Source organism: Paenibacillus sp. 05T425 (assembly GCF_056396205.1).
In genome coordinates this window covers 890,978-916,316 of record NZ_JBFTLA010000001.1, presented here as the reverse complement: position 1 = coordinate 916,316, position 25,339 = coordinate 890,978, and the positions used below count along the sequence as shown (strand labels likewise).

The window sequence follows — 25,339 nt, the reverse complement described above, 5'->3', positions numbered from 1 at the left end:
TGAAAGCATCTAAGCGTGAAGCCCCCCTCAAGATGAGATTTCCCAGTATGTAAGACCCCTTGAAGACGACGAGGTTGATAGGTTCGGGGTGGAAGCACAGCAATGTGTGTAGCTGACGAATACTAATCGGTCGAGGGCTTATCCTAAAATGCTTATATGGTCCATACAACCTGTAAGCAACAGCTAAAGTTCAGCAGCAACATCTTTCGTATCCAGTTTTCAGGGCGCAATGCCTTGAGATTTAACCGCACCTCTTTGTAATGTTCCCTGATAGCTCAGTTGGTAGAGCACTCGACTGTTAATCGAGTTGTCACAGGTTCGAGTCCTGTTCGGGGAGCCATTCATGCTCTCATAGCTCAGTAGGTAGAGTGCATCCATGGTAAGGATGAGGTCACCGGTTCGATCCCGGTTGAGAGCTCCAGATCACTTTACATAAGTGAAGACAAGCTTCAATCAAAGTACGGCCCGTTGGTCAAGTGGTTAAGACACCTCCCTTTCACGGAGGTAACAGGGGTTCGAGTCCCCTACGGGTCACCATTTACGGAGGATTAGCTCAGCTGGGAGAGCATCTGCCTTACAAGCAGAGGGTCGGCGGTTCGATCCCGTCATCCTCCACCATATCGCTGCTGGGGATTAGCCAAGCGGTAAGGCAACGGACTTTGACTCCGTCATTCTCAGGTTCGATCCCTGAATCCCCAGCCATTTTAGTACGAGCCATTAGCTCAGTTGGTAGAGCACCTGACTTTTAATCAGGGTGTCGAAGGTTCGAGTCCTTCATGGCTCACCATATTTTTACCCGCATCACCCACGCGCGTATGGCGGAATTGGCAGACGCACTAGACTTAGGATCTAGCGGGCGACCGTGGGGGTTCAAGTCCCTCTACGCGCACCATACCATGAAGAAACCCTTGAGAGATCAAGGGTTTTTTGCTGTTTATTTTTAGTTATACGGGGCATTTTATAACTAAAACATGGGGGAATGTACGGTTGCGCATGAAATGGAATTTTAGTATTAGAATGATCGCAATTTCTCTTCTCTTAGTGCTCGTGAGCAGTTGTTCACAACCGAAGCCGAAAGAGCCCGATCTGCTTCACATTGCTTCAAAAGCGAAACAACAAGTGAATTCCACTAGTAAGGGTCGCAAAAAGGTGATTTTGATTGTCGTGGATTCGCTCATGTACCAATCCATTGATCGGGGCTTGGAGCAGAATCAGCTTCCAACGCTGAAGAGCTTAATACAGCATGGTCAATATTATAAAGATGTAGTCAGCTCGTTCCCGACGATGTCGGTCACGATCGATACATCGCTGCTAACAGGGACTTATCCGGATAAGCATGGTTTGCCCGGTCTGATCTGGTATTCGGCCGATGAGAATCGTGTCATCAATTATGGAACAGGGCCTATGGAAGTGATGAAGCAAGGAATTAATGAGATTGCCGCCGATACCCTTATGAATTTGAATGGAAAGCATATTCATCATGCGGTACAAACGATTTTCGAAGATGATCAAGTGGCAGGCAAGCTAACTACGGGTTCTATTAATGGCATTATTTATAGAGGGCCGACTGCTCATTGGCTGCGTGTCCCGGAGTGGGTGAAGGCACCGACGTCACTGCCCGACCGGATTAAGGTAGGAGGACCTGATTTTTTGTCTTTTGGCGTCTTTTCCAATCCGCTCGAGGGCAAAGTGAAGCTTCCCGTTGATTTAACTAATCGTGTAGGATTCACGAACGAATATGCGCTTCAGACGACGGAGTATTTGATTCGTCATCAGTTATTGCCAGATTTTCTGTATGTATATTTGCCGGATTTGGATCAGAAGCTCCACCATCATGGACCGGAAGATATGGAAGGGCTACTTAAGCTGGATAAGCAATTGGAGGGGCTTATAACCGCATTCGGATCGACAGACAAAGCGCTAGAGCAGGCTGTTATTATGCTGCTGGGAGACAGCGGGATGAGTGTTATTTTGCCGAAAGATAAGAATCCAATTGTTGATCTTACGAAGCTGCTGGACGAATATCGGATACAAAAGCCAGGCGCGGAGATTACCGGAGATACGGAAATTGTGTTGGCGGTTAATGAAACGATGGCTTACGTCTATAAGTTGCACACCGATCAGTCGTTAGCAGGAATTGCGGGTCATTTAGTCGGGGATAACAGAATCGATCTAATTGCTTGGAAGGAAGGAGATTGGATTCATGTACGACAAGGTGATTCCGAACGTTTATTCTCCTATCGAGCCGGAGGCCAATGGAAGGATAGTTATGGCGCGCATTGGACCTGGAAAGGGGATGCCACTGTGATGGGTTTGGAGGTTGATCGTACAGAAAAGGAATTGATGTACGGTCAATATCCGGATGGTCTGCAGCGTCTATGGGGAGCGTTGAATTCGCATAAGGGTGAATTTATTGTCGTGACGACGAAGGCTGGATATGAGCTGACGGGAGGGAGCTCTCCGGATCATACAGGAGGCGGTGGACATGGCGCCTTGCATGCGAATGTATCGTTAGTTCCGCTAATAGTTGCGGGTACGAATGATAAACCGGATAAACTTCGTATCGTGGATATGAAGAGCTACATTTTGGATTTGCTGCAAAAGTAATCGTGCTCCCAATTGTTCATTTTCTAAATACGCCTGACGATATAGTTCTAAGAGACTAGTCATTATATCGAAATTAAGGGAGTATGAGGAAATGGCACTAGGCAGAGAGAAAAAATCATTAAGGGGAGTAGCGATTGCGCTGTCGGTAGCGATAGGTTGCACGTTCGGGGGGGGAAGTGTTCCACTGTTTTCTGTTGCAGGGAAGCAGAATGCAGCGTTTGCTGCAGCAGCAACGACTACGTCAGCAGTGGTCGAAGCGAAGCCTGAGATTGAATATTGGCGTGCGGCAGGCGATGGTACACTGCATGAACCTTTAATGATAGCAACAGGTAAGGTCGTAACAGTCGCAGCTAATGGCTGGATTAACTACTTTGACAGTAATGGCAAATCGCTTAAGCGATTGAATGCTTATACAGATCTCTCGGCCCCTGCCGTTAATAAGCATGAACAGTTGTTCATAGCGGGCAAGAGTGCACGATTGTATCGCTATGACAGTGCCGGAATAGGCGGTCAGGTAGCTATTTATTATTTCACGGGTAAGACGGAAAATCTGCAGCCCTCGAAGACGGTGACTGACGGGGAAGGACTGCCGTATTTCGCTTATCAGAACGCGATCTTGTCGCTAGATAAAGACGGAGAGAAGTTGGTAGCGCTGCTGCCGAAGGATGTGTCGGTCACAGAAATTGAGGAAGCAGCAACGGGGGTCTATGTCATTGGAAGCAATGGCGTTCTGTACGCGGTACAGGGGGAGGCCATTAAGTGGGAGGCGGCGCTTCAGGAGCCGCTTAAGGGGGCGAAGCTCGCCGCCGACAGCAAGGGCGGCGTGGTGCTTGTTGCGCCGAAGGCGGCAGCGGCTTATGAAGCGGACGGGAAAGTCCGCTTCAGCCGCGAGTTCGCCGCAGCGGCGGCAGGGGGCTGGACCGAGCCGATCCTTGCAGTCGGCTCGGACAGCGTAGAGACGGCAGTTGCCGCTGAGCTTGGCGGCAATGCCGTCGTGGCCTTCCGCGCGGACACCGGCGCGGAAGCATGGCGCGTGAGCGCCAATGGGGCGGGCGGCTTCGCGCCCGCCGCGCTGACGCTGGCGCCTGCGGCTGCGCCAGCAACAGCGGCTCGCGCCGGCGTTATCCTCGCCGGCGCCCGCTCGGGTGCGGTGTATGCGATCGACGGCGCTGCCGGCCGAGTCGCATACACCTACAAAGGCGATGCCGCCCAGCCTGTCGGCGGCATTGCAGTCCTTGGCGGCGGACGGATCGCGTACGCGTCCGCCGATAAGCTCATCGCGGCGGGGCCATACCGGCCCGTCGCGGTCACCTATGCGGCAGCGTCGATCACGCTGCCGCTTCATGCAAGGCTCCTGCTCACGGACAAGCTGAAGCTGTCCGTTCCCGTCGCCGTCAACTACGCATCGGGCAATCCGTCCGTTGCCCGCGTCGATGACAAAGGCATGGTTACGCCTGTCTCCGTAGGCTCGACGAACATTTCTGTCGTCGTCACGACAAAGGGCTACAAAGGCGAACTGAATCTGCCGATCAAAGTTACGGCTGCCGCCTTAGCCTACAAAACCAAATACGAGCTCAAAAAAGTGAAGGTAGACAATCAAACCTATTCCGTTAATACCGTTGCTATTCCGAAGGGGATGCCCGTAACCGTGGGGCTAGCCAGCCGCAAAGTCGGCGTCGTCCAACAGTTAAGCGATATAACGAAATCCTACAACGCGGAGGCGGCGATTAATGCGACGTACTTCGAAGCTTACGGAGGCATTCCAGAGCCTTACGGCACGGTCATTACCGACGGTAAAGTCGAGCATATCGGCAATACGGGGACGGCGATCGGTTTTACCTGGGACGGTGCGGTGGTGATGGATACGCTTCGCGTCAAAATACTCGGCGGAACGAACGGTTCTTACCAGTCGCCGAACAACTGGTACGTCTACTTCGTTAATCGGACGCCGGTTGCCGGTACGACCTCTGCTATTATGTTCACGCCTAAGCGTGGAGCCAAGATAGGCTTCGCATATGGAACAGCGATCACCGTGCGCAAAGGCGTCGTTACAAAAATAGCGAAAAACACGAACGCCGACATTCCTTCCGACGGCTATGTACTCGTCTTTACTGGCGGAGAGGAGAAGCTCGCTGAGCGCTTCAAAGTCGGTACGATTGTTGATTATAAAGTGTCGATGACGAATATGGCTGGACAGGCGATCAGCTGGGGACGGGTTCACACCGCGGTTGCCGCAGGTCCGCGACTTGTAACGAATGGTAAGCTTGCGGTTAATCCTGCCCCTGAAGGGTTCAGCAGCTCCAAAATATTAACCGACAAAGCGGCGAGAAGCGCAATTGTAGTGAAGAAGGACGGTTCATTACTTCTCGCAACAGTTGGAGCGGCTACGATGAAGCAATGGGGCCAAATAATGGTAACCCTTGGCGCTCAGCAAGCGATGAATATGGACGGTGGAGCTTCTTCGGGTATGTACGGGCAAGGGAAGATGATTACCGTACCAGGCCGATTGATCAGCAATGCCCTCGTGTTCGGCAATAAGCTGAAGTGGTAAGATTTAAGCAGGATGAAGATGTGGTCGTCATAGAACGGTCACATCTTTTGCTTTTTATGAAGACAGAGTGAAGGTTTGATGAAAGAAGACATTGACATTGTCAGTGATAACCATTATCATTATTAAAGTAGTGATAATCGTTATCACTTTTTACCTAATTAATCTAATTAACTGAGATATAGCCTGACCAGGCAGCGGAAGGAGTGTGCATGTCTAATGATTCGTCTTACGACTTCGAATCTCGACATTGCTTATGATGATCGTCTTATCGTTCAAGATTTAAACATTGCAATTCCTCAGGGGAAAATAACGGCGCTTGTAGGAGCGAACGGCTCCGGCAAATCGACGATCCTGAAAACGATGGCCCGCATCATGATTCCATCTAAAGGCAATGTACTTCTAGACGGCAAATCGATTCATAAGCAATCGACGAAAGAAGTAGCGAAGCAGCTTGCCATTCTTCCGCAAAATCCTACAGCTCCGGACGGCTTAACCGTATCTGAGCTTGTCTCGTACGGCCGTTTCCCTTATCAGAAGGGTTTCGGTTCGATGACGAAGCAAGACCGCGAAATCGTGCAATGGGCGGTTGAAGCAACAGGCATGACGGAGTTCGCCGATCGTCCGGTCGACCATCTGTCCGGGGGTCAGCGTCAGCGCGCTTGGATTGCAATGTCTTTGGCGCAAGAAACCGATATTTTGTTCCTTGACGAGCCGACGACGTTCCTGGATATGGCGCATCAGCTTGAAGTGCTTCATCTGCTGCAGAAGCTTAATGAGTTTAACAACCGTACGGTCGTTATGGTTGTTCATGACTTGAATCATGCATCGCGCTACGCACATCATATGATTGCTATTAAGTCTGGCAAAGTTGCAGGCGAGGGCTCGCCGGTTGAAGTTATTACGCCTGAGATTATGCGCGAAGTTTTCAATATCGAAGCCGATATCGTGCCAGATCCGCGTTCGGGCGTACCTCTATGCCTGCCGTTCGCGCTTGCTGATCAGCCAACGGCTGATAAAGTAATGATGGGCCGCTCACAGCCGGAAATCGTTATGGCTGCCGCTGGCGCATAACACTCATACTTAGTCTAATGGAAAGCCATGCTTCTTTAGTTGGAGTCATGGCTTTTTTTTTAATTTCCAGCTGTGTTGGTTATGGGTTATTCGTCACTGTTTCTATGCGGGGAAAAGCCTGTAAAATCAACGGATTTCAGCGGCTTTTAAAAAAAGATAAGTTTTTCGTAAAAAACACTTGCAATCTGTTTCTCTAGGTGATATATTATTACTTGTCGCCGCGACATTAACTGATTGAAACGGCTGACGAAAACACCGTGCGGAAGTGGCTCAGCGGTAGAGCATCGCCTTGCCAAGGCGAGGGTCGCGGGTTCGATTCCCGTCTTCCGCTCCATAAGATTGCGGCCTTAGCTCAGCTGGATAGAGCGTTTGACTACGAATCAAAAGGTCAGGAGTTCGAATCTCTTAGGCCGCGCCATCTTTACTAATTGCAAGATATACTTAATTCGGGATGTAGCTCAGCTTGGTAGAGCACCTGGTTTGGGACCAGGGGGTCGCATGTTCAAATCGTGTCATCCCGACCATCTTGTTTGCGGGTGTAGTTCAATGGTAGAACTTTAGCCTTCCAAGCTAATAGCGTGGGTTCGATTCCCATCACCCGCTCCATAATGAAACGACAAGAACCTGAAGAGGTTCTTTTTTTGTGTTATGGAGCTTTGGATGGGAGAGAATTCCCGCACGCTATAAGCGTGGGTTCGACCGACCGTTAAGGCTAAGCGAAGCAAGCCGACAAGGTCGAGCGTCAACTTTTGCACGGACAGATAGCGAAGCAATCGCGACCCATAAGAAAAGTTGAGTATTCCCATCACCCGCTCCATAACGAAACGACAAGAACCTGAAGAGGTTTTTTTTTGTGTTATGGAGCTTTTGGATGGGAGAGAATTCCCGCACGCTATAAGCGTGGGTTCGACCGACCGTTAAGGCTAAGCGAAGCACACATACAAATGAACGATACTTTCTGCGTGCGGTGTTCATATGGTTATATAAAATTTTTTATTTTATTGATTTACGAAGTTGTATCAGTTCATTGATGTAATGATCCAGATTCCTTTGAGCTTTTATTAATTGATTAGGATCATTGGGATAACTTCGTGATGTTTGTTTATAATTATTCTCTAATACTTCAAGAGCAAGGCCAGCAGCAAGTGCAGCTATTCCATCACCGATTGTTGCAATGGATGCCCCGATAAAGGCTATCCTAGCAATTTGAATTTCCCTTATTTGCGCCAGTTTCTCGCTATTATTCTGATCCATTGAACGCCAACACCTCTTTTACTAGAAATATATAAACAATATATGCTTTGCGATAAGAGGGCATTCATGTTGGGGAATTCAGAAATATTAAATACGCGCGTACACATGTGAATTGGATATTGAGGAACTTGGGAAGGTTGAAGATGATCTGGTGTGCCCTTCAAGTAGTGTAAAAAGGGACCCGGTTATGGTGGAAGATGAAGAGGGATGAATATCGAGGATCATTATAATAGCAATTTGAAAATAGTCCAGCATCCAAAGACAGTAAGACCGAGAGCGACCAATTGGAAAACAGGCTTTAATTTGAATATTAGCATGAAGGAACTCCTTTCTTTAGATGATTGATTCTAGTTTATCAAAACCGTAATTAAGGGTGCAAATTAAGGTTTAATACTAAGGTGACAACTGAGAGGATACTGAATTACTTCTTCTTGTTTTTGAAAAAACCAAATAGTACTAAGAAAATAATGACAACGATGAAGAAACCCAATGATATCACCCCTTGTTGGAATTATAGCATGATCTGCGCGATTGTTGTTTGAATAAGCAAATACAAGAGTAATAATTTTCCTTGGTGTAGACGGCTATAAGCTGGCTGATAACAACGAAGATGTTCGCCAGCAGCTTGCCGCAGTTGTGGTGGATGCCGAACGACAAGAACCTGAAGAGGTATTTTTTTGTGGTATGGAGGGTAGATAAGAAAAGAATTCTCTCACGGTTTAAGACTTAACGTTAAACGAAGCAAGCCGTCAAGGTTTGATTCAAGGCGTTCTCTTCAGTAAGATTAATTTTCCATCCTATTCTAGTCAAATGAATCGAAGTACTCGCCTTAAGCGAGATTTTTCATCCTAAAACTACAACGATGAAGCAAACTGAACATCTTACTGGGTTACCCCGACGGTATAAGATGTATTCCCCATCCAAACGCTACTTCATTTCCTTGAATGCTTGCTATAAGCGAGATTTCCTATCCTAATCACAATTCTCACCATCTAATAAAGCTTCCGATAAGCCGTAGGCGACATATGAAGCCGCTCCTGGAATACGCGAGAAAAGGTGGAGTAGGAAGTGAATCCGACCTCGAAGCAGATTGAAGTTACTGATTCATTACTCGAGGCCAACAGGCTGCAGGCATGCGAGATTCTGATCTTCTCCAGGAAGTTATGAAAGTGATCTCCGCTATACTGCTTAAAAGAAGCGCTTATGTGAGGCACGCTTAAATAGAAGCGCTCCGCCAAAGTGACGAGCTTAATATCCTCGCGATAGTTTTGATAAACGTAGAGTATGATATCCGCTATTTTCCCCTTTTTGTGGATAGGCGTTCGTGGAGCCTCAAGCTCTTTAACGCGGAAGCAATGGCGATCCAACAAAATCAAAGCTTCGATCAATTTCGTTTTGAACATTAATTGATTCCAGGAGTGAGCGCTCCGCATTTCCTCGTGCATGGCGGCGAAGATGGGGAGCAGCGCGGCCGAGAGCTTGTCTTCTAACGGATAGGAGGGATCCCCTTGCGTACCTCCTTGAAGAAGCAACGCGTTCAAAGCGGCGGCGGAATCATCAGAGCCGAACAAGGCTTGCAGTCCGATGGCGCCGATATATAGATGAAGCTCTTCACCTGGGTCAATCCTAATTTGATGAACCTGATGCGGCAACAAAAGCGTGAAGGTGCCAGCTTGAATAGGACGCTCGGTTCCATTGACGATCTCGATACCCTTACCGTAAAAGACATACGTATATTCTATGAAATTGTGGGTGTGCGGGGGGACATCGGCAGTCAGCTTGTGAATTTTGAAGGTAAAGGGAAAGCTTCCGTGAAGCTCCTGATCGCCGGGCAGATTGAAGGGAATCATCGAATCACTCGCTTTAAATGTGGGTTATCTCGCTATGATAGCCGAAATTCTTAAAAATTGAGAGAAAGATTATAATTATGATAAGAAGCAAGGCGGCATTCCAACTACAATGAAGAGCAAAAGATCGAGTTGGAAAGGTTGCTGCAATTGATGAAGAGTATATTACAATATGTCAATCCCTTGCAAGGAACGGCTTCTACGTTTACGTTTTCCAATGGAAATACGCTTCCGTTAGTTGCGCTTCCGTTCGGGATGGCAGCATGGAGCGCGCAAACCGATGAAGCGGGGAAGGGCTGGTTCTTTCACCCTTCGCACCGTCGCTTTGAAGGGCTGCGTTTGACCCATCAACCAAGCCCATGGATTGAAGATTACGGACACCTGACCCTATTGCCGCAAACGGGCGCTCTTGCTTTATCCTCCGCAAAGCGTTCGTCCTCATTTCGAAGCGAAGAGATGGAGGTTAAGCCGGACTATTTCAAGATTCGCCTGCAACGTTACCGGGCCGTGATGGAACTGAGTCCGACCGAACGATGCGCAGTCATGCGCATGACTTTTGACGAGCGGGAAGAGGCAAGAGTGATTGTGTCTCCGTTCGCCGGAGAATCATCCATGACCATAGACCCTGAACGCAGAAGGTTGACGGGTTACACCCGCGCGAATTCAGGCGGAGTTCCCGACAATTATGCGATGTACTTCGTGATCGAAATCGATTGCGAATTCGATGTGCCTGCTTGCGGCATATTCGATAAGGAATTTCAGGAATCGTTCCGATTGCATGAGGAAGGTGATCGTACAGGCGCGTTCATCGGGTTGAGGTTGCCTGAATCAGGCGTGGCCGTGTTAAGAATGGGTACTTCCTTTATCAGCATCGAGCAAGCACAAACGAATCTTAATCAAGAAGTAGGTTTTAGGTCATTCGAACAAATAAGAACGGAAGCCGCAGCAAGCTGGGAAGAAACATTAGGTCGAATACAGGTCGAGGATCGTAACGAGGACAAGCTGAGAACCTTCTATACCTGCTTGTACCGGACTTGTTTGTTTCCTAGGATGTGGCATGAATATACGGAGGATGGACGCAAAATTCATTACAGCCCTTATAATGGCCAGGTTGTTGACGGAGCCATGTATTGCGATAACGGGTTTTGGGATACGTACCGCACCTCGTACCCATTATTCAGTATTTTGTTTCCTGCTCGCTTGGGCGAGATTTTGGAAGGTTATGTTAATGCGTACAAGGAAGGGGGATGGATGCCCAAGTGGTCTTCCCCCGGAGAACGCAGCGCCATGCCTGGAACGTTAATCGATGCCGTTTTTGCTGACGCATTTGTCAAAGGCATTGAAGGCTACGAGGTGAACACGGCGTACGAAGGTTTATTCAAGCATGTGCTTGAAGCTGCGGAGGACCCGCGTTTCGGCAGGAAAGGCTCGGATGCCTACAACCGATACGGGTATTTGCCGGCAGACCAGTTTCATGAGAGCGTCAGCAATACGTTAGACTATGTCTATGGAGACTTCTGCGTTGCGCAGATTGCGAAAGGACTCGGGAGGCTGGATGATTTCCGCTCGTTAATGAATCGAGCTGGCAACTACATGCATTTGCTAGACTCTTCGGTAGGGTTTATGAGGGGGAAACAAGCAGACGGCATCTGGGTTGAAGGCTTCGATCCGATAGAGTGGGGCGGCGCGTATTGCGAAGGAAGCGCTTGGCAGTGCAGTTGGGCCGTTCAACACGATGTGATGGGATTGGCAAATGGCTTAGGAGGCCGGGAAGCTTTCTTGGCCAAGATGATCGAACTTATGACTGCGGATCCCAAGTTTAAGGTTGGCAGCTATGGTTTCGAGATTCATGAAATGTCGGAGATGGCTTCTATTCCGTTCGGACAATTCGCGATTAGCAATCAACCTAGCTTCCATATCCCCTATCTCTTCGCGGCGGTCGGAGCTCCGTCTCATACGCAGTATTGGGTTAGAAAAACGGCGGAGGAGCTGTTCAGCTCATCGCCTGAAGGCTTGCCGGGCGATGAGGATAACGGAAGCCTGTGCGCTTGGTATATTTTCGCAAGCATGGGGATGTATCCGCTATGTCCCGGCGTTCCCGAATATGTGATCGGCAGCCCGATGTTTGAGCGAATGTCCATTCAATTGGAGAACGGCAATCGAATTGTCGTAGAAGCGGGATCGCAGACGGAAGGCAAACCTTACGTCCAGAGCGTTCATTTAAACAATGAGCGGCATCGGCAACTGTATTTCACGCATGATCAACTTATGAACGGTGCGCTCATCCGCTTTGAGCTAACCGATACTGCTAGTCACACTTATGTTGACGATCAAGATTTGCCATTCTCCATGTCTATTCAGCGCATGGATTAAAAGATCTATTTACGAGCAGCGAACGAAGAGCCGTCAGAGATTCTGACGGCTCTTTGCATACGTTCATATGTTTCTGCGAACGTACTAATGAAAGTTCATGATCTTGATATACGATCATTTCAATGATCAGGAGATCATGGAATAATTGAGTATGCAAGGACCATAAACGAGGGGGATTACAAATGAAAGGCTATCGGAAATCATTTGCAGTCATTATGAGTATCATCCTGTGTATAAGCATGTTCACCGCATGTTCGAACGGGAGCAACAAGCCATCCCAGTCTTCGGACGAAAGCAGCACTCAGCCGTCCGAGAGCGCAAGCCCGAGCTCAAACGAAGAAAGTCCTTCCGCTCATCCGGAACCGCAGCCGAATGATCGCACTAAATTCGATCCGCCGGTTACGATTACAGCAGCTCTTGCCTTAAAGCCTTCTGATAAGCTGCGGAATGGCGATACTCCGGAGGATAATCCGGTCTCTCGTTGGTTTAAGGATAACCTGGGAATCGTCACGAAATACAAATGGGTCGTAACAGATTCGTTGGAAACCAAAGTGCGGCTCGCGATGACAAGCGGAGAGGAATTACCCGACGTTCTGTATACTTCGGGAACCTTGTTCGAGGATTTGGTCGATTCCGGCAAAATTCAATCTATCGATGAGGCTTTCGAGAAGTACGCTACCGCGAGAGTTAAAGATTCCTACGTCAAAAATCCTGAAATATGGAACCTGGTCAAACGAGACGGCAAGATTTATGGCTTGTCGGGTATTTCCAACGGAATCGTCGGCGCGACGGTCATGTGGATCAGGCAGGATTGGTTGGATAAGTTGAACTTGAAAGCTCCGACCACGATAGAAGAATTCGAAGCCGTGCTGGATGCGTTCACGAATCAAGATCCGGACGGTAATAACAAAAATGATACGTACGGGTTGGCAATAGGAGGAAACACGGGATATTACCATCCGACAAGCAACTATATGGCGGATACTTCATTTATCTTCGGACAGGATCAGCCTTACTTATGGATTAAGGGCGAAGACGGCAGCATGCAATACGGTTCTACTCTTCCAGGCGTTAAAGACGGGCTTGCGAAGCTGCAGGATTGGTATAAGAAACAATATCTAAGTCCTGATTTCGGAACGCAGGATGCAGCTAAAGCGATGGCGGAGTTCACTTCGGGAAAAGCGGGAATCGCCTTTGCTCCCGGATGGTCCGGCGGTTGGCCAATTGGGACCGCGGTTGCGGAGGCGGAAGGCAAAAATCAAACGGTTAATATTAAACCGTATCCGCTTCCTGCAGGCGTGAACGGCGAGGTCGGGCGTCAAGCGTCCTTGTTATCCTACGGCATTTACGTGTTCCGCGAAGGCTTCGACAATATGGAGGCCATATTCAAATATTGGGATACGCTGTACGGCTGCGCGATTGAAGATTCCGAATGTCCGTTCGACAAAGGATACGGCGAAGGATACGACTATGTGATGAAAGATGGCAAGCCGGATTGGACGAATGTTCCGGACGGCGTTGTCAGTCTGAACGCTTATCTGCTGCTGTCTCCTTCATCGGGAACGGCTCCAATGAACGTAATGGAAGGCCCGAGCATTTATCAGCGCGTCGCAGCGGGGCAAACGAACAATGTTTTTGAGCAGAAATTAGCTGCGAGCAACGGGAAACTGACGATTGAAGGTTTTGCGGTCGCCAACGAACAACTGCCGAGCGACGTGCCGAATGGATTCAGCGGCGCGAATACGGCGACCATGAAAGAAAAGTGGGATCAACTATCGACCTTGGAAGAACAGGCTTTCCTGCAAATCATTTACGGCAAACAGCCGCCCGAATATTTCGATACTTTCGTTAAGCAATGGAGTGACCAAGGCGGCGCTCAAATCACCAAAGAAGTGAATGAAACGGTTAAGAGCATGAAGTAAACCTCAATAATGAAGAAGGAAATGCGGAGTGCAGTACCATCCATCTCGCTCCGCATTTGCTGCTTCGATATCTCGCATCGATAGGAGCATACTGGGATGACACTGAAACAGTATATATATAAAACATGGCCGTTGCATTTGTTTTTGTTGCCGTCCGTCCTGTTGTTGATCGTATACAACTATATTCCGATGGCGGGGTTCCTGATCGGTTTCCAGGATTTTAAGCCTTGGCTAGGCATCTTTCATTCACCATTCGTCGGGCTGAAGCATTTCGAGTTTATGTTTAACGATCCCAAGGCGATTCAGGTCATTTGGAATACGTTATTCATTGCCGTGTTTAAGATTGTGGTCGGGTCAGTCGTGCCCTTTGTATTTTCTTTGCTCTTGAACGAAGTACGGGTCATGTTATTCAAGAGAGCGATTCAATCGCTTATCTATTTGCCGCATTTTCTGAATTGGGTTATTCTCGGAGGCATATTGACGGATTTATTAGCGACCAACGGCTTGATCAATCAGATGTTGGAGGCATTAGGCCTTAACCGCATTTTCTTCCTGGGGAGCGGGGAATGGTTCCGTTTTACATTGGTCACAAGCGACGTGTGGAAGGAATTCGGCTTTGGAACGATCATTTATATGGCCGCAATGACGGGAATCAATCCAAGCCTATACGAAGCCGCCGACATCGATGGCGCCAACAATTTCAAGAAGGCCATCCATGTTACGATTCCGTCGGTGATCCCGATCGCGATCGTCATTACGACTTTGTCCTTAGGCAATGTCCTGAACGCAGGATTCGACCAAGTCTATAATATGTACAATCCGCTAGTCTATGAAAAAGGCGATATTATCGATACTTACGTCTATCGCGTAGGGCTGCTGCAAGGCTCGTTCAGTCTGGCTACGGCGGTTGGATTTTTCAAATCGGTTATCGGGTTTATATTAATCGCCACTACGTATCGATTAGCTTCCAAATACGCGAATTACAGGATATTCTGAGAGGATATAACGCGATGCACAAACTTACATTCTCTAACCGGCTGTTTCGATATTCGAATCATATCTTTCTATCGGCGGTTGCCTTGTTGTGCATCCTTCCGATGGTCCATGTTCTGGCTGTATCGTTGAGCAACAACTATGCAACGACTTCATTCCTGGTCAAGCTCTGGCCCATTGGTTTTAATCTGGACGCGTATGGGAAGGCGTTAAACAGCAACAATTTTCTGGTTGCTTTCCGGGTAAGCGCTCTAAGAACGGTACTTGGAACGGCTTTCTCGATGCTGTTGACGATGCTGGCTGCCTACTCCATGTCCAAGGATAATCGTAAATTCCAAGGGAGAACGGTATACGCTTGGTTCTTCGTATTCACGATGCTCTTTCACGGAGGACTCATTCCGACTTACTTGGTCGTACAGAAGACTGGGTTGACCAATTCGCTCTTGGCATTGATTCTGCCCGTGGCCGTCAATGTATTTAATGTGGTCCTCATGATGAACTTCTTCAGGGGAATTCCTAAGGAGCTCGAAGAGGCGGCGGCGATTGACGGTGCCGGACATTTCCGCACCTTATTCACGATATTTATCCCGATTTCCTTGCCCTCCATTGCGACACTGTCTTTATTCACGATGGTGTACCATTGGAACTCCTGGTTCGACGGGATGATTTATATGAACGAAGCGAACAAGATTCCGCTTGCGACTTTCCTTCAGGCTTTAATAACCGGATTCGATTATACGCAGATTGGACTCAACCCGGCCGATCTGGAGAATCTGTCCGAGCGCTCCTTGAAAGCGGCGCTGATCTTCGTCGGTACGTTGCCGATCTTGGTCGTCTATCCTTTTTTGCAAAAATATTTTGTCAAAGGAATGACGTTAGGTTCGGTCAAAGAATAAGCGATCCTTATGCTAGAATAGTAGGAAATGGTATAAGGAGGAGAAGGCCTTGAACGTGATCACGAAGGTGATTCTTCTGATTGTCTTAATTCTAACGCCGATTATCGGATTGTACGCATATACGAACAAGCAAAGCGTCGATGTCATCGAGGAACAGATCAACACAAGAAACGAGGAAAAACTATCGTATTTTCTGACTCAGCTGGAAAGCTTGTTGGATCAGAATATGATGTATGCCGCACTCGCGACCAAAGATCCCGAGATTCGAAACGTAGGCTTCGGCAATTTGCCCGAGTCCGGTTATGACCGTCAAAACGTCATTCAATCGATTCAAGACAAGCTGGCTTTATTCAGCATTACGAATCAAGTGATGAATATGATATCGATCTATTTTCCGAGAAGCGATCTTTCGATATCGACCGTATCTTCTGCCCTATCCGATCCAAAGGAGTTTATCGATCACTATACGCCTACCTGGAAGTTGAATAAAGTGGATGTCAACGGGGTGCAAATGGATGCCTTTTCCAGGTACTTCGTTACTCCCTCTCAAGTGGATTCTATGAACCTTATGAGCTCCGAGATGATTATTCGCGTCGATTTTCTGACCAAGAATATATCGAATCTTCTGGATGGATTTACGTTAAACGGGAATAGCGATGCCTTCTTCTACCATGGCTCGGATCAGGTCGTGTACAGCAGCAAAGCGAACATAGGGCTGATCAGGCAAGTGATGAAGGATTATCCGCTGGATCAATTCACGGCTAATTCCAAATATCGCACTATTGTCAAGATCGACGGCAAAAAATATCTGCTCTATACGCTCGCGTCAAGCAAGATGGATTGGAGCATGGTGGATATCGAGCCGTTGGACGAAATTCTTCAACCGGTCGTTCATAGCCGGAATTTGTTTTATGTGATGTTAGTGCTGCTATTCCTGTTCGGTATCGTGTCAGCCTTCTTGCTCTACTCGCACATTCAAGTACCGATTCGGATATTGATTCGCGGCGTCGAGCAACTGAAAAATAAAAATTTCGCCTATCAAATCAAAAGCCGCCGTAAAAACGAGTTCCAATCGTTGTTTGATTCGTTTAACGGCATGGCGGTAGAAATCGATCAATTGCTGAAGCGGGTATATACGGAGGAAGTCCGTTCCAGAGAAGCGATCATGAAGCAGCTGCAATCGCAGATCAATCCGCATTTTCTGTACAATTGTCTTGCTTATATCGTGAACATGGCGAAAATGAACAAAAATCAATTGGTCATCGCGATGGCTCACAATTTAGGAGACTATTACAAATACACAACGCGAAATGAATCGCTTGTCTCTACGATTCGGATGGAAATGGATTTAGCGGTTAGCTACATGGATATTATGAATTCCCAGTTGGAGAAGCTCCATTACACCATTGCGATTCCGGAAAGCATGTTGGAGCTCAAGATCCCGAGACTTCTCATTCAACCGATGATCGAGAATGCGATCGTGCACGGCTTGGAGGAGCGGGAGGAAGAGGGACTTATTACGATCACGGGAATCGTAGAAGCGAATAACTGCAAGCTTGTCATCGAGGATAACGGTTCGGGCTTGTCCTCGGATGCCATGCATATGCTGAGGGTGACGACCGGACAAGAAGTCAATATCTCCAAACGAACGGGCTTGTGGAACGTGAATCATCGTCTGAAATATTATTTCGGCGATCATTCCGGCGTCCATATCGATCACTCGACACTTGGCGGATTGCGAATTGAGCTGTATTGGGAAATAGTCGACAAGGAGTGAGCGGCAGATGTTTTCATTATTAATCGTTGACGACCATAAACATCAGGTGGATTCTCTGGCTACGACTATGCCGTGGGATCAGTTCGATATCTCTGCGATTCATAAAGCGTACAACGGCCAAAGCGCGTTAGAGATCATTCGAGACCATCCTATCGATATTCTTATTACGGATATTCGCATGCCGGGAATGTCTGGCCTAGAACTTATTCAATACGTCAACGATCATCAGATGAAAATAGACTGCATTCTGCTCACGGGATATGCTGAATTCGAATATGCCAAAAAAGCGATCGAATTAAATGCCATCGATTACTTCATTAAGCCGGTCCGAGATGACGTGCTTCTGGCAGCGGTTGGTAAAATCGTAGATAAACGCAACAATGAGCGTCAGCGGTATCAAATTCTCGAATATTCGACTTCCGTCGTGCATCGGAATTTACCGTTATTGCGAGAAAATCTGTTGCTTGAACTGTTGCAAGAGAAAAGCTTTTCCAAAAGTCAATTAGCGGATAAGCTCGGCATGTACCGAATTCCATTTGCCTCAGGCGATCAGGTCAAAATGGCGGCGATTAAATTCGAGCCTTATTTCTACGAAGCTTATGGATTGGAAGATATGAAGCTTTTTGAGTTTGCCGTCCTGAATATGGCGGAGGAGCTATTCTCGGCGCAATTTCATATTTGGTCCTGCAAGGCTCCGCAAGGCAATCTGGCTTTGCTGCTTCTGCCCAAATCCGAGGAAGAGAATCTCTCCCGAGATTGGAATTCCGCGCAGGAAAACCTGCTGGTTTCTTTGGCCAATAGGCTCACTGAAAATGTCGATCATTATTTGCGGGGAAATATCGCCATTTGTATTTCGAATCTAACGCAATTCCCAGACGATGTTTATTCTACTTATTCTTCTATCGCTTCTATATTGATGAGGTCGAATCAGCAGGGAATGATCGTGTCGGCTACTCGGGAGAGCACAGATCGGGAAATGAAAATGAAGCCAATGCACTCTCTTTATCAATCTCCCACGTTGATTCAACTTATGGATATCGGGAATGGAGACAAGCTGAACGCTAAGCTATCGGACATTTTTGGCGAGCTGGAGAGTTCGCATAAGGATTCACAGGCGCATTTGCGCGAGGCGTACTTGCATTTGTTAAGCAGCTTCACGTATCTTGCGCATAAGAAGGGCAAAGTGCTGGAGGATATCGTCGGAACAGCCTCTAGCCGCGCCGAACATAACGTTATTCACTCTGCTAAGCTCTTAAAAACCTGGAGCCATATTATTCTGGAAGCCTTGCTCGAGAATGAGATCTTGCAACCTATGCATATCGGCGAGAATCATCAGCAGCTCGTACACAAAATCCATTCCTATATCGAGCAGAATCTTGGGAAAAACGTAACGCTGCAATCCATCGGAGATTCCGTTTATTTGAACGGCATTTACTTATCGCAAATTTACAAGGAAATCACGGGAGAGAACTTAAGCGAATATATATTGCGTGCGCGCATGGAGAAAGCAAAGGCTTTATTGGAGAAATCGGGCTCTAAGATTTATGAAATTACAGAAATGATCGGTTATCAGAGTCCGCAGCACTTCATTAGAACCTTTAAGAAGTACTACGGGGTGACGCCTGAAATTTATCGGAAAAGATGATTCGTTGCGGAAAGATTAGGGAGGGTCCAGATGATTGCGAGGGCGAATTGGGTAGATGAAGCTTGCAGGAAAACGATCGATAAAATAGAGCGGACGAGCTTGTCCATTGGGGCATCATTTCCGAACGGCTCCGCACAAGGCCGTTACGAGAAGAGTCCCGCTTATGATTGGGTATCCGGATTCTGGCCGGGATTGCTGTGGTTAGCCTATGAGGAAACGAGTAATGATCGTCTGAAGGAGCTGGCCGTTGAATGCGAGCGGCAGATCAGCCGGACGCTTTGGGAATTCGAGCAGTTGCATCATGATGTCGGCTTTATGTTCGGCTTAAGCAGCGTGAATCAATATAAGCACCTGCAAGATGAGGAAGCGAAGCGGCACGCACTAATGGCTGCAAGCTTGCTCGCCGGAAGATTTAATCCGGTAGGGGGGTTCATTCGCGCATGGCCGAATTGGGGCGGGGAGGATCACAGCGGCTGGGCCATTATCGATTGTATGATGAATTTGCCGCTTCTTTACTGGGCCTCCCGGGAAATAGACGATCCAAGATATCGACATATCGCCGAGCTTCATGCGGATACCGTGCTTCGAGAATTTGTGCTGGATGACGGCTCCGTACACCATATCGTAAGCTTCGACCCGGAAACCGGCAAGCGGATCGGGGCATTAGCTGGACAAGGCCATGCCGCGGATTCGGCTTGGGCAAGAGGGGCAGCGTGGGCATTGTATGGATTTACGCTAAGTTATTCATACACGGGGAAGGAGAAGTACTTGAAGGCTGCCGAGAGCGTCGCGCGATTTTTTCTCGATCATCTGCCTGAAGACAAAGTGCCTTATTGGGATTTCCGACTGCCAACCTTCGGCAAGGACATGCCTCGGGATTCCTCGGCTGCAGCGATTGCCGCTTCAGGGCTGCTGGATTTAGCAGCTGCGGTGCAGGGAGAGGAAGCTAAGGAGTATCAGCAGCAGGCTGAAGCGATCCTTAATTCCCTCTACAACAATTACGGCGCTTGGGAAGCGGAGGAGGAAGCTTTGCTGCTGCATGCTACGGGTTATTATGCGGCGGATGTGTATGTGGACGCACCGCTTATTTACGGGGATTATTATTTTGTGGAAGCCTTGCTGAAGCTCAAGAAGTTGTAATATTCAAAATATAATTCAGATGGAGAGGGACTTATAAATGACTAATACGAAACGAATCGATATCGTGAAACCCGGCTTCTTCGCCACAGCAGCTGCAGCGGATGGCCGAAGAGGCGAATTCGATATTGGCAACGAAATAATAATCGCGCATAACGTGCCCGTTGACTTTGTGTTTATCGGAGATTCGATTACCCATATGTGGGAGTTGAATGCCTACTTCGGCCGGGGCGGTCAATTTGTCGTCAATCGTGGAATCGGCGGCGATATCAGCAGCCACGTATTAAGAAGATTCGATGCGGACGTCATTCAACTGAAGCCGAAGCACGTCGTCATTAAGATCGGCGTGAACAACTTCTGGGGACTGGATGGCTGGACGGTCCACGATCGGAAAACGGCGGAGCAAATTATTCCGGGATTAGTCGATGATATTCGCGAAATGGTGCGAAAGGCGAATGCGAACGGCATTACGCCGATCGTATGCTCCTTGCTTCCAACGAACTTGCCGCAATCGGGAAATAACGATATAAGGAATGCGAGCATCATTAAAGTGAATGATATGCTGCAATTAGTAGCCGACGAGGAAGCAGCTGTCTACGTAGACTACCACTCGCTTATGACGCAAGAAGATGGCGCCCGGCTGCGTGAAGAGGTTGCCGATGACGGACTTCACCCGCATTTGCTAGGCTACGACATCATGGCGAAGTCGTTGATTGAAACCTTGGAACGGAAAGGGATTCTCGTCGCAGGTTAATAAGAGCGAATACAATACCGGGAAGCCTTGCTGAGCAGGGCTTCTTTTTATTTTGATGGGTAGATTGGGACAGTTATCCAGAATTCTGGTCATGGTATCGCTATCATGCTGTTAAACACCGAACATTACCAGCATACAGGCAAGAACCGATTGTGTTAGGGGCTTCAACCCTGTTCCGTTTTGTAGTATGATAGGAGAAGTTTAAATTCGAGTCAAAAAGGGTATTCATTTGCGTGCGCAAAACGAACATTATGCATATGAGGTTGGTTTTGTATTCGCAAAACAAGTTTACGCTTACGAAGAGAGTTTTGCATTCGCAAAACTTAAGGAGGAACACAGTATGTCGGATCAATCAGCATCTACATTGACGGGCAATCGGCCGCAATCGAACAATCTGCTGCGCCGAGATGTCCGTTTTCTAGGCAATATACTTGGCGAAGTACTTGTGCACCAAGGCGGACGAGAGCTGCTTGAGATCGTGGAGCAAATCCGCGAGACGAGCAAAGCGCTCCGCGCGGAATTCGTACCGGAGTTATTCGAACAATTCAAAGGAACGATCTCGTCCTTGAGTCCGGAAATTCGGCATCAAGTTATTCGTGCGTTCGCGATTTACTTCCAGCTTGTCAACATTGCCGAGCAAAATCATCGTATTAGACGGAAACGCGACTACGAGGTATCGGCGGGCGAGACGGTTCAACGCGGTTCGATCGAAAGCGCGGTTTCAGAGTTGAAGGAACGCGGTATCGCGATCGAAGACGTGCAAGAAATTTTGGGCGGCATTTCGCTGGAGCTCGTTATGACGGCGCATCCGACGGAAGCAACACGCCGTGCGGTGCTGGATATCCATAAACGTATCGCCAATGACGTTATGGAGCTGGACAACCCTACGCTTACGTACCGCGAACGCGGAAAGCTGCATGAGAAGCTAACGAACGAAGTGCTTATTTTATGGCAAACGGACGAGCTGCGCGATCGCAAACCTACGGTTATCGATGAAGTGCGCAACGGTCTGTACTATTTTGACGAAACCTTATTCGAGGTATTGCCAAGCGTCTACGAAGAGCTTGAGCGTTGCCTCGGCAAATATTATCCGGACGAGAAGTGGCATGTGCCTGACTACCTGCGCTTCGGTTCCTGGATCGGCGGCGACCGTGACGGTAATCCGTCCGTAACCGCGAAGGTAACATGGGAGACGTTGACGCTTCATCGCCAGCTTGCCATCCGCAAGTACGAAGAGAAGCTGAACGGCTTGATGGATATTCTAAGCTTCAGCACGAATCTTGTTCAAGTGTCCGATGAGCTGGTTGAATCGATCAGACTGGACCGCGAGCATGTTGAGCTGAAATGCGTAGATCTGTGGAGAAATACGAAGGAGCCTTACCGCATTAAGCTTGGCTTTATGCTGGAGAAGCTTGCGAATACGCGCGACGAGTCGCTGAAGGGCTCGGCGATGCGCTATAATCATCCGAATGAGCTGCTCGAGGACTTGCTTGTCATTGACCGCAGCCTTCGTCAACACTTCGCCGATTATGTGGCTGATACGAATGTGGCTACGCTTATTCGCCAAGTGGAGCTGTTCGGCTTCCATCTGATGGCGCTTGACGTGCGTCAGCACAGCCAAGAGCATGAGAACGCAATGAGCGAGATTTTGGCGAAAATGAACGTGGTCTCCGATTACGCTTCGCTCCCTGAGGAAGAGAAGTCGGACCTGCTGCATCGTTTGCTGAACGATCCGCGTCCGCTGACGTCCAGCCATCTGGACTACTCGGCTTCGACGCGCGAGTGCTTAGACGTGTACCATACGATCTACCGCGCACAACAGGAATTCGGCGTGAACTGTATTTCCAGCTACCTGATCAGTATGACAGAAGCAGCAAGCGACATGCTTGAGGTTATGGTATTCGCGAAGGAAGTTGGCTTGTTCCGTCAAGAATCGGACGGTACGGTTCGTTGCACGCTGCAATCCGTTCCGTTGTTCGAGACGATTGACGACCTTCACGCAGCTCCTGGCATTATGAAGCAGCTGTTCGAGATGCCGATCTATCGCCAAGCGGTTGAAGCGCGCGGCAACCTGCATGAAATCATGCTTGGTTACTCTGACAGTAACAAAGACGGCGGTGTTGTTACAGCGAACTGGGAGCTTCGCGTTGCGCTGAACGACATTACGGCTGCCGGCAAAGAATACGATGTGAAGCTGAAGTTCTTCCATGGACGCGGCGGCGCACTCGGTCGCGGCGGCATGCCGCTGAACCGCAGTATTCTTGCACAGCCTCCGCACACGGTTGGCGGCGGCATCAAGATTACCGAGCAAGGCGAGGTTCTGTCCTCGCGTTACTCGATGCAAGGCATTGCTTACCGCAGCTTGGAGCAAGCAACGTGGGCGCTTATTACAGCGGCGCGTCTTGCGAAATATCCAGAGCAGGGGCTGCAAACGGAACCGGAGTGGGATGATATCGCCCGCTCGATCTCCGAGACGGCACTTACGAAGTATCAAGATCTGATTTTCCGCGATCCGGACTTCTTAACGTACTTCAAGGAATCAACGCCGCTGCCTGAGGTTGGCGAGCTGAACATCGGTTCCCGTCCGTCGAAACGGAAGAACAGCGATCGCTTTGAGGACTTGCGTGCGATTCCATGGGTATTCGCATGGACGCAAAGCCGCTACTTGCTGCCGGCATGGTATGCAGCGGGTACTGCGCTGAAGCAATACACAGGCGACGACAAAGAGAAGCTGAAGACACTCGGCACGATGTACGAGAAGTTCCCGTTCTTCCGTACGCTGATCGACAATTTGCAGATGGCGCTTGCCAAAGCAGATCTTGTCATCGCGAAGGAATACGCGGATATGATCTCCGACCAAACGATTCGCGACCGTATCTTCGCCCAAATCGAGCAAGAATACAAGCTGACTTCCGAGCTGATTCTCGCCATTACGGGGCAAACGGAAATTTTGGATAACGTACCTGTCATCCAAGAATCGATCCGTCTGCGCAACCCGTACGTCGATCCGCTCAGCTACATGCAAGTACAATTGCTCACGGAGCTTCGGGCATTGCGTGCCGACGATCAAGACGATCCGGAGCTGCTCCGCGAGGTGCTCCTTACAATCAACGGAATTGCAGCAGGCCTTCGCAATACGGGCTAATGCTCCATATAAGAAGAGGCGGCACAGGACATTACATCCTGTACCGCCTCTTTTGTTGTGTATCTAGATAATATTTATCGCGCCACTATTATTCTGTTTCATCTACAGCGATGTCGCTCGTCACGATCACAAGCTCCGCATTCGTCATGCCTGGAAGGGAGTCCGTCATCTCTGCCGCATGGTAAGCGACGATTTTGCTGCCTGCAATAAGGCCTGTGTCGATGCCGACAGGGTAGATCACTCTCGTAGCATCGCCAATATTCAGGATAATATCGTTAGCTGTAGAATCATCGGAACCTACATTCACGTATACTTGATCTTTGCCTACACGATCGGATGCCGCGATTGTTCCCTCTACTTTATGCGTTTGAGCTTCCTTCACGACAAGCTTGTCGGCATGAGTCTGAGCAGGGTATATCATCGTCATCACTTCGCCGTAATACGCCTCTACGCGCGAATCCTGCTTGAGCGCGTCAGCCGTCAGCTTCTCGCCCTTCTCGTTCACGATCTCCGTCTGTTCGTCGACTGTCAGAATGACATAATTGACGCCGCCTTTCTCCAGCGGATTACCCATCACCGTCACTTGCTTGCCTGTCATATTCGTAATGATGCCATCCGTACCGGGAGGTGTCTGCTCTTCAATCACGGTGTTCACTACGACGTATTTGGTCGTTGATTGCGGTGGAATGCTCTTCGTCATCGCTGGGCCATAGATGGATTTGACCGACATGCCGGGCTGGATCACGTCTGCCTTGATCGCTTGTCCGTTCTGATCGAAGATTTGGACATTATCTGCAAAATGGAGCACAACCGTTTCTTCGGATGCCGAATACATATTCGTTCCCGTTACGACAATGCCGTTATCTGTCACTTCTCCAACCGTTCCTTCGATACCGGTGAAGCTGTTGTCTTGAACGACAAGCGTCAACGCCGTTCCGCGAGCGGGAAGGCTCTTCGTAATATTAGGGCCGTAGAACGCCTTAACGACCATTTTATTATCGATGATTGTTTTTAGAGCGACGGTCTTGCCTTTAGCATTATAAATTTTCGTATCTTTCGTAATGTTAAGGATCATTTCACTTTGATCGTTAATCGCGAGCCCGCGACCTTTGACCGTGATGAATTTACCTGAAGAGTCGTTGATGAAGTCCGTAATCTGGCCCCAAACGGCCGGTACGACATTGGCTTGATTCAAGATCTGCCCTTGTCCAGTATGAATGGATGCCGGCGGGATATCCTGCGCGCTAGCAGTCAACGGTACGGCAGCAAGTGCCATAATGGATGCGGTTGCTAATACTTTGTACATTTTGTTCATCTGTCGTTCCTCCTGTTAGTAAGCGAGTATGTTACCTACTCATAGACGAGGG

At 48.6% G+C, this 25,339-nt stretch carries 15 protein-coding genes, 11 tRNA genes and 1 rRNA gene; 24 read left to right on the top strand and 3 right to left on the bottom strand.

Annotated elements, in window-relative coordinates; translation table 11 throughout:
• From AC1DF0_RS03815 to AC1DF0_RS03745, 15 genes are all read left to right on the top strand, one after another.
• Window positions 1-146, top strand: a 23S ribosomal RNA gene (locus AC1DF0_RS03815); the annotation flags it as partial.
• 118 nt (window positions 147-264) lie between these two features.
• A tRNA-Asn gene (locus AC1DF0_RS03810) sits at window positions 265-340 on the top strand.
• A 5-nt stretch (window positions 341-345) separates the two neighbouring features.
• Window positions 346-421: transfer RNA gene (locus AC1DF0_RS03805), tRNA-Thr, on the top strand.
• 41 nt (window positions 422-462) lie between these two features.
• Window positions 463-537: transfer RNA gene (locus AC1DF0_RS03800), tRNA-Glu, on the top strand.
• 5 nt (window positions 538-542) lie between these two features.
• Window positions 543-618: transfer RNA gene (locus tag AC1DF0_RS03795), tRNA-Val, on the top strand.
• A gap of 9 nt (window positions 619-627) precedes the next feature.
• Window positions 628-702: transfer RNA gene (locus AC1DF0_RS03790), tRNA-Gln, on the top strand.
• Between the two features lie 9 nt (window positions 703-711).
• Window positions 712-787 (top strand) — tRNA-Lys (locus AC1DF0_RS03785).
• 22 nt (window positions 788-809) lie between these two features.
• A tRNA-Leu gene (locus tag AC1DF0_RS03780) sits at window positions 810-892 on the top strand.
• A 257-nt stretch (window positions 893-1,149) separates the two neighbouring features.
• A complete protein-coding gene (locus AC1DF0_RS03775) occupies window positions 1,150-2,607 on the top strand; it encodes an alkaline phosphatase family protein (protein ID WP_477573114.1) in 1,458 nt (485 codons plus the stop codon).
• Window positions 2,608-2,698: 91 nt separating this feature from the next.
• Window positions 2,699-5,158, top strand: coding sequence for a phosphodiester glycosidase family protein (locus AC1DF0_RS03770; protein ID WP_477573113.1), 2,460 nt, complete (start codon window positions 2,699-2,701; stop codon window positions 5,156-5,158).
• 216 nt (window positions 5,159-5,374) lie between these two features.
• Complete coding sequence (locus AC1DF0_RS03765) at window positions 5,375-6,229, top strand: ABC transporter ATP-binding protein (RefSeq protein ID WP_442053410.1); 855 nt, start codon at window positions 5,375-5,377, stop codon at window positions 6,227-6,229.
• Window positions 6,230-6,488: 259 nt separating this feature from the next.
• Window positions 6,489-6,563, top strand: a tRNA-Gly gene (locus tag AC1DF0_RS03760).
• 7 nt (window positions 6,564-6,570) lie between these two features.
• Window positions 6,571-6,647, top strand: a tRNA-Arg gene (locus AC1DF0_RS03755).
• A gap of 29 nt (window positions 6,648-6,676) precedes the next feature.
• Window positions 6,677-6,753, top strand: a tRNA-Pro gene (locus tag AC1DF0_RS03750).
• A gap of 8 nt (window positions 6,754-6,761) precedes the next feature.
• Window positions 6,762-6,835: transfer RNA gene (locus AC1DF0_RS03745), tRNA-Gly, on the top strand.
• A gap of 387 nt (window positions 6,836-7,222) precedes the next feature.
• Here AC1DF0_RS03745 and AC1DF0_RS03740 read toward each other — a convergent pair.
• Both AC1DF0_RS03740 and AC1DF0_RS03735 read right to left on the bottom strand, forming a co-directional pair.
• A complete protein-coding gene (locus AC1DF0_RS03740; RefSeq protein ID WP_477573112.1) occupies window positions 7,223-7,483 on the bottom strand; it encodes a translation initiation factor 2 in 261 nt (86 codons plus the stop codon).
• Window positions 7,484-8,475: 992 nt separating this feature from the next.
• Window positions 8,476-9,333 carry a helix-turn-helix domain-containing protein gene (locus tag AC1DF0_RS03735; protein ID WP_477573111.1) on the bottom strand — a complete coding sequence of 286 codons (858 nt, stop codon included), beginning with the start codon at window positions 9,331-9,333 and terminating at the stop codon, window positions 8,476-8,478.
• Between the two features lie 150 nt (window positions 9,334-9,483).
• Between AC1DF0_RS03735 and AC1DF0_RS03730 the strand changes: the two genes are divergently transcribed.
• The 9 genes from AC1DF0_RS03730 to ppc all read left to right on the top strand — a co-directional run bounded on the left by AC1DF0_RS03730 (window position 9,484) and on the right by ppc (window position 23,972).
• Window positions 9,484-11,703 (top strand): GH92 family glycosyl hydrolase, encoded by a 2,220-nt coding sequence (locus AC1DF0_RS03730; RefSeq protein WP_477573110.1) that lies wholly within the window; start codon window positions 9,484-9,486, stop codon window positions 11,701-11,703.
• 182 nt (window positions 11,704-11,885) lie between these two features.
• A complete protein-coding gene (locus AC1DF0_RS03725) occupies window positions 11,886-13,625 on the top strand; it encodes an extracellular solute-binding protein (protein ID WP_442051340.1) in 1,740 nt (579 codons plus the stop codon).
• A 96-nt stretch (window positions 13,626-13,721) separates the two neighbouring features.
• On the top strand, window positions 13,722-14,621 hold the full coding sequence (locus AC1DF0_RS03720; RefSeq protein ID WP_442051339.1) for an ABC transporter permease: 900 nt from the start codon (window positions 13,722-13,724) through the stop codon (window positions 14,619-14,621).
• 14 nt (window positions 14,622-14,635) lie between these two features.
• Window positions 14,636-15,514, top strand: coding sequence for a carbohydrate ABC transporter permease (locus AC1DF0_RS03715; protein ID WP_477573109.1), 879 nt, complete (start codon window positions 14,636-14,638; stop codon window positions 15,512-15,514).
• 55 nt (window positions 15,515-15,569) lie between these two features.
• Window positions 15,570-17,291 carry a sensor histidine kinase gene (locus AC1DF0_RS03710; protein ID WP_477573132.1) on the top strand — a complete coding sequence of 574 codons (1,722 nt, stop codon included), beginning with the start codon at window positions 15,570-15,572 and terminating at the stop codon, window positions 17,289-17,291.
• A gap of 7 nt (window positions 17,292-17,298) precedes the next feature.
• Window positions 17,299-18,936 carry a response regulator transcription factor gene (locus AC1DF0_RS03705; protein WP_442051337.1) on the top strand — a complete coding sequence of 546 codons (1,638 nt, stop codon included), beginning with the start codon at window positions 17,299-17,301 and terminating at the stop codon, window positions 18,934-18,936.
• Between the two features lie 30 nt (window positions 18,937-18,966).
• The gene (locus AC1DF0_RS03700; protein WP_477573108.1) at window positions 18,967-20,076 is read left to right on the top strand and encodes a glycoside hydrolase family 88 protein; all 1,110 of its coding nucleotides are present in this window, start codon (window positions 18,967-18,969) and stop codon (window positions 20,074-20,076) included.
• A 37-nt stretch (window positions 20,077-20,113) separates the two neighbouring features.
• On the top strand, window positions 20,114-20,827 hold the full coding sequence (locus tag AC1DF0_RS03695; RefSeq protein WP_477573107.1) for a GDSL-type esterase/lipase family protein: 714 nt from the start codon (window positions 20,114-20,116) through the stop codon (window positions 20,825-20,827).
• Window positions 20,828-21,167: 340 nt separating this feature from the next.
• A complete protein-coding gene (gene ppc / locus AC1DF0_RS03690) occupies window positions 21,168-23,972 on the top strand; it encodes a phosphoenolpyruvate carboxylase (RefSeq protein WP_442051334.1) in 2,805 nt (934 codons plus the stop codon).
• 88 nt (window positions 23,973-24,060) lie between these two features.
• Here ppc and AC1DF0_RS03685 read toward each other — a convergent pair whose 3' ends face one another.
• Window positions 24,061-25,287 (bottom strand): peptidase, encoded by a 1,227-nt coding sequence (locus AC1DF0_RS03685; RefSeq protein ID WP_477573106.1) that lies wholly within the window; start codon window positions 25,285-25,287, stop codon window positions 24,061-24,063.
• Window positions 25,288-25,339: the final 52 nt, after the last annotated feature.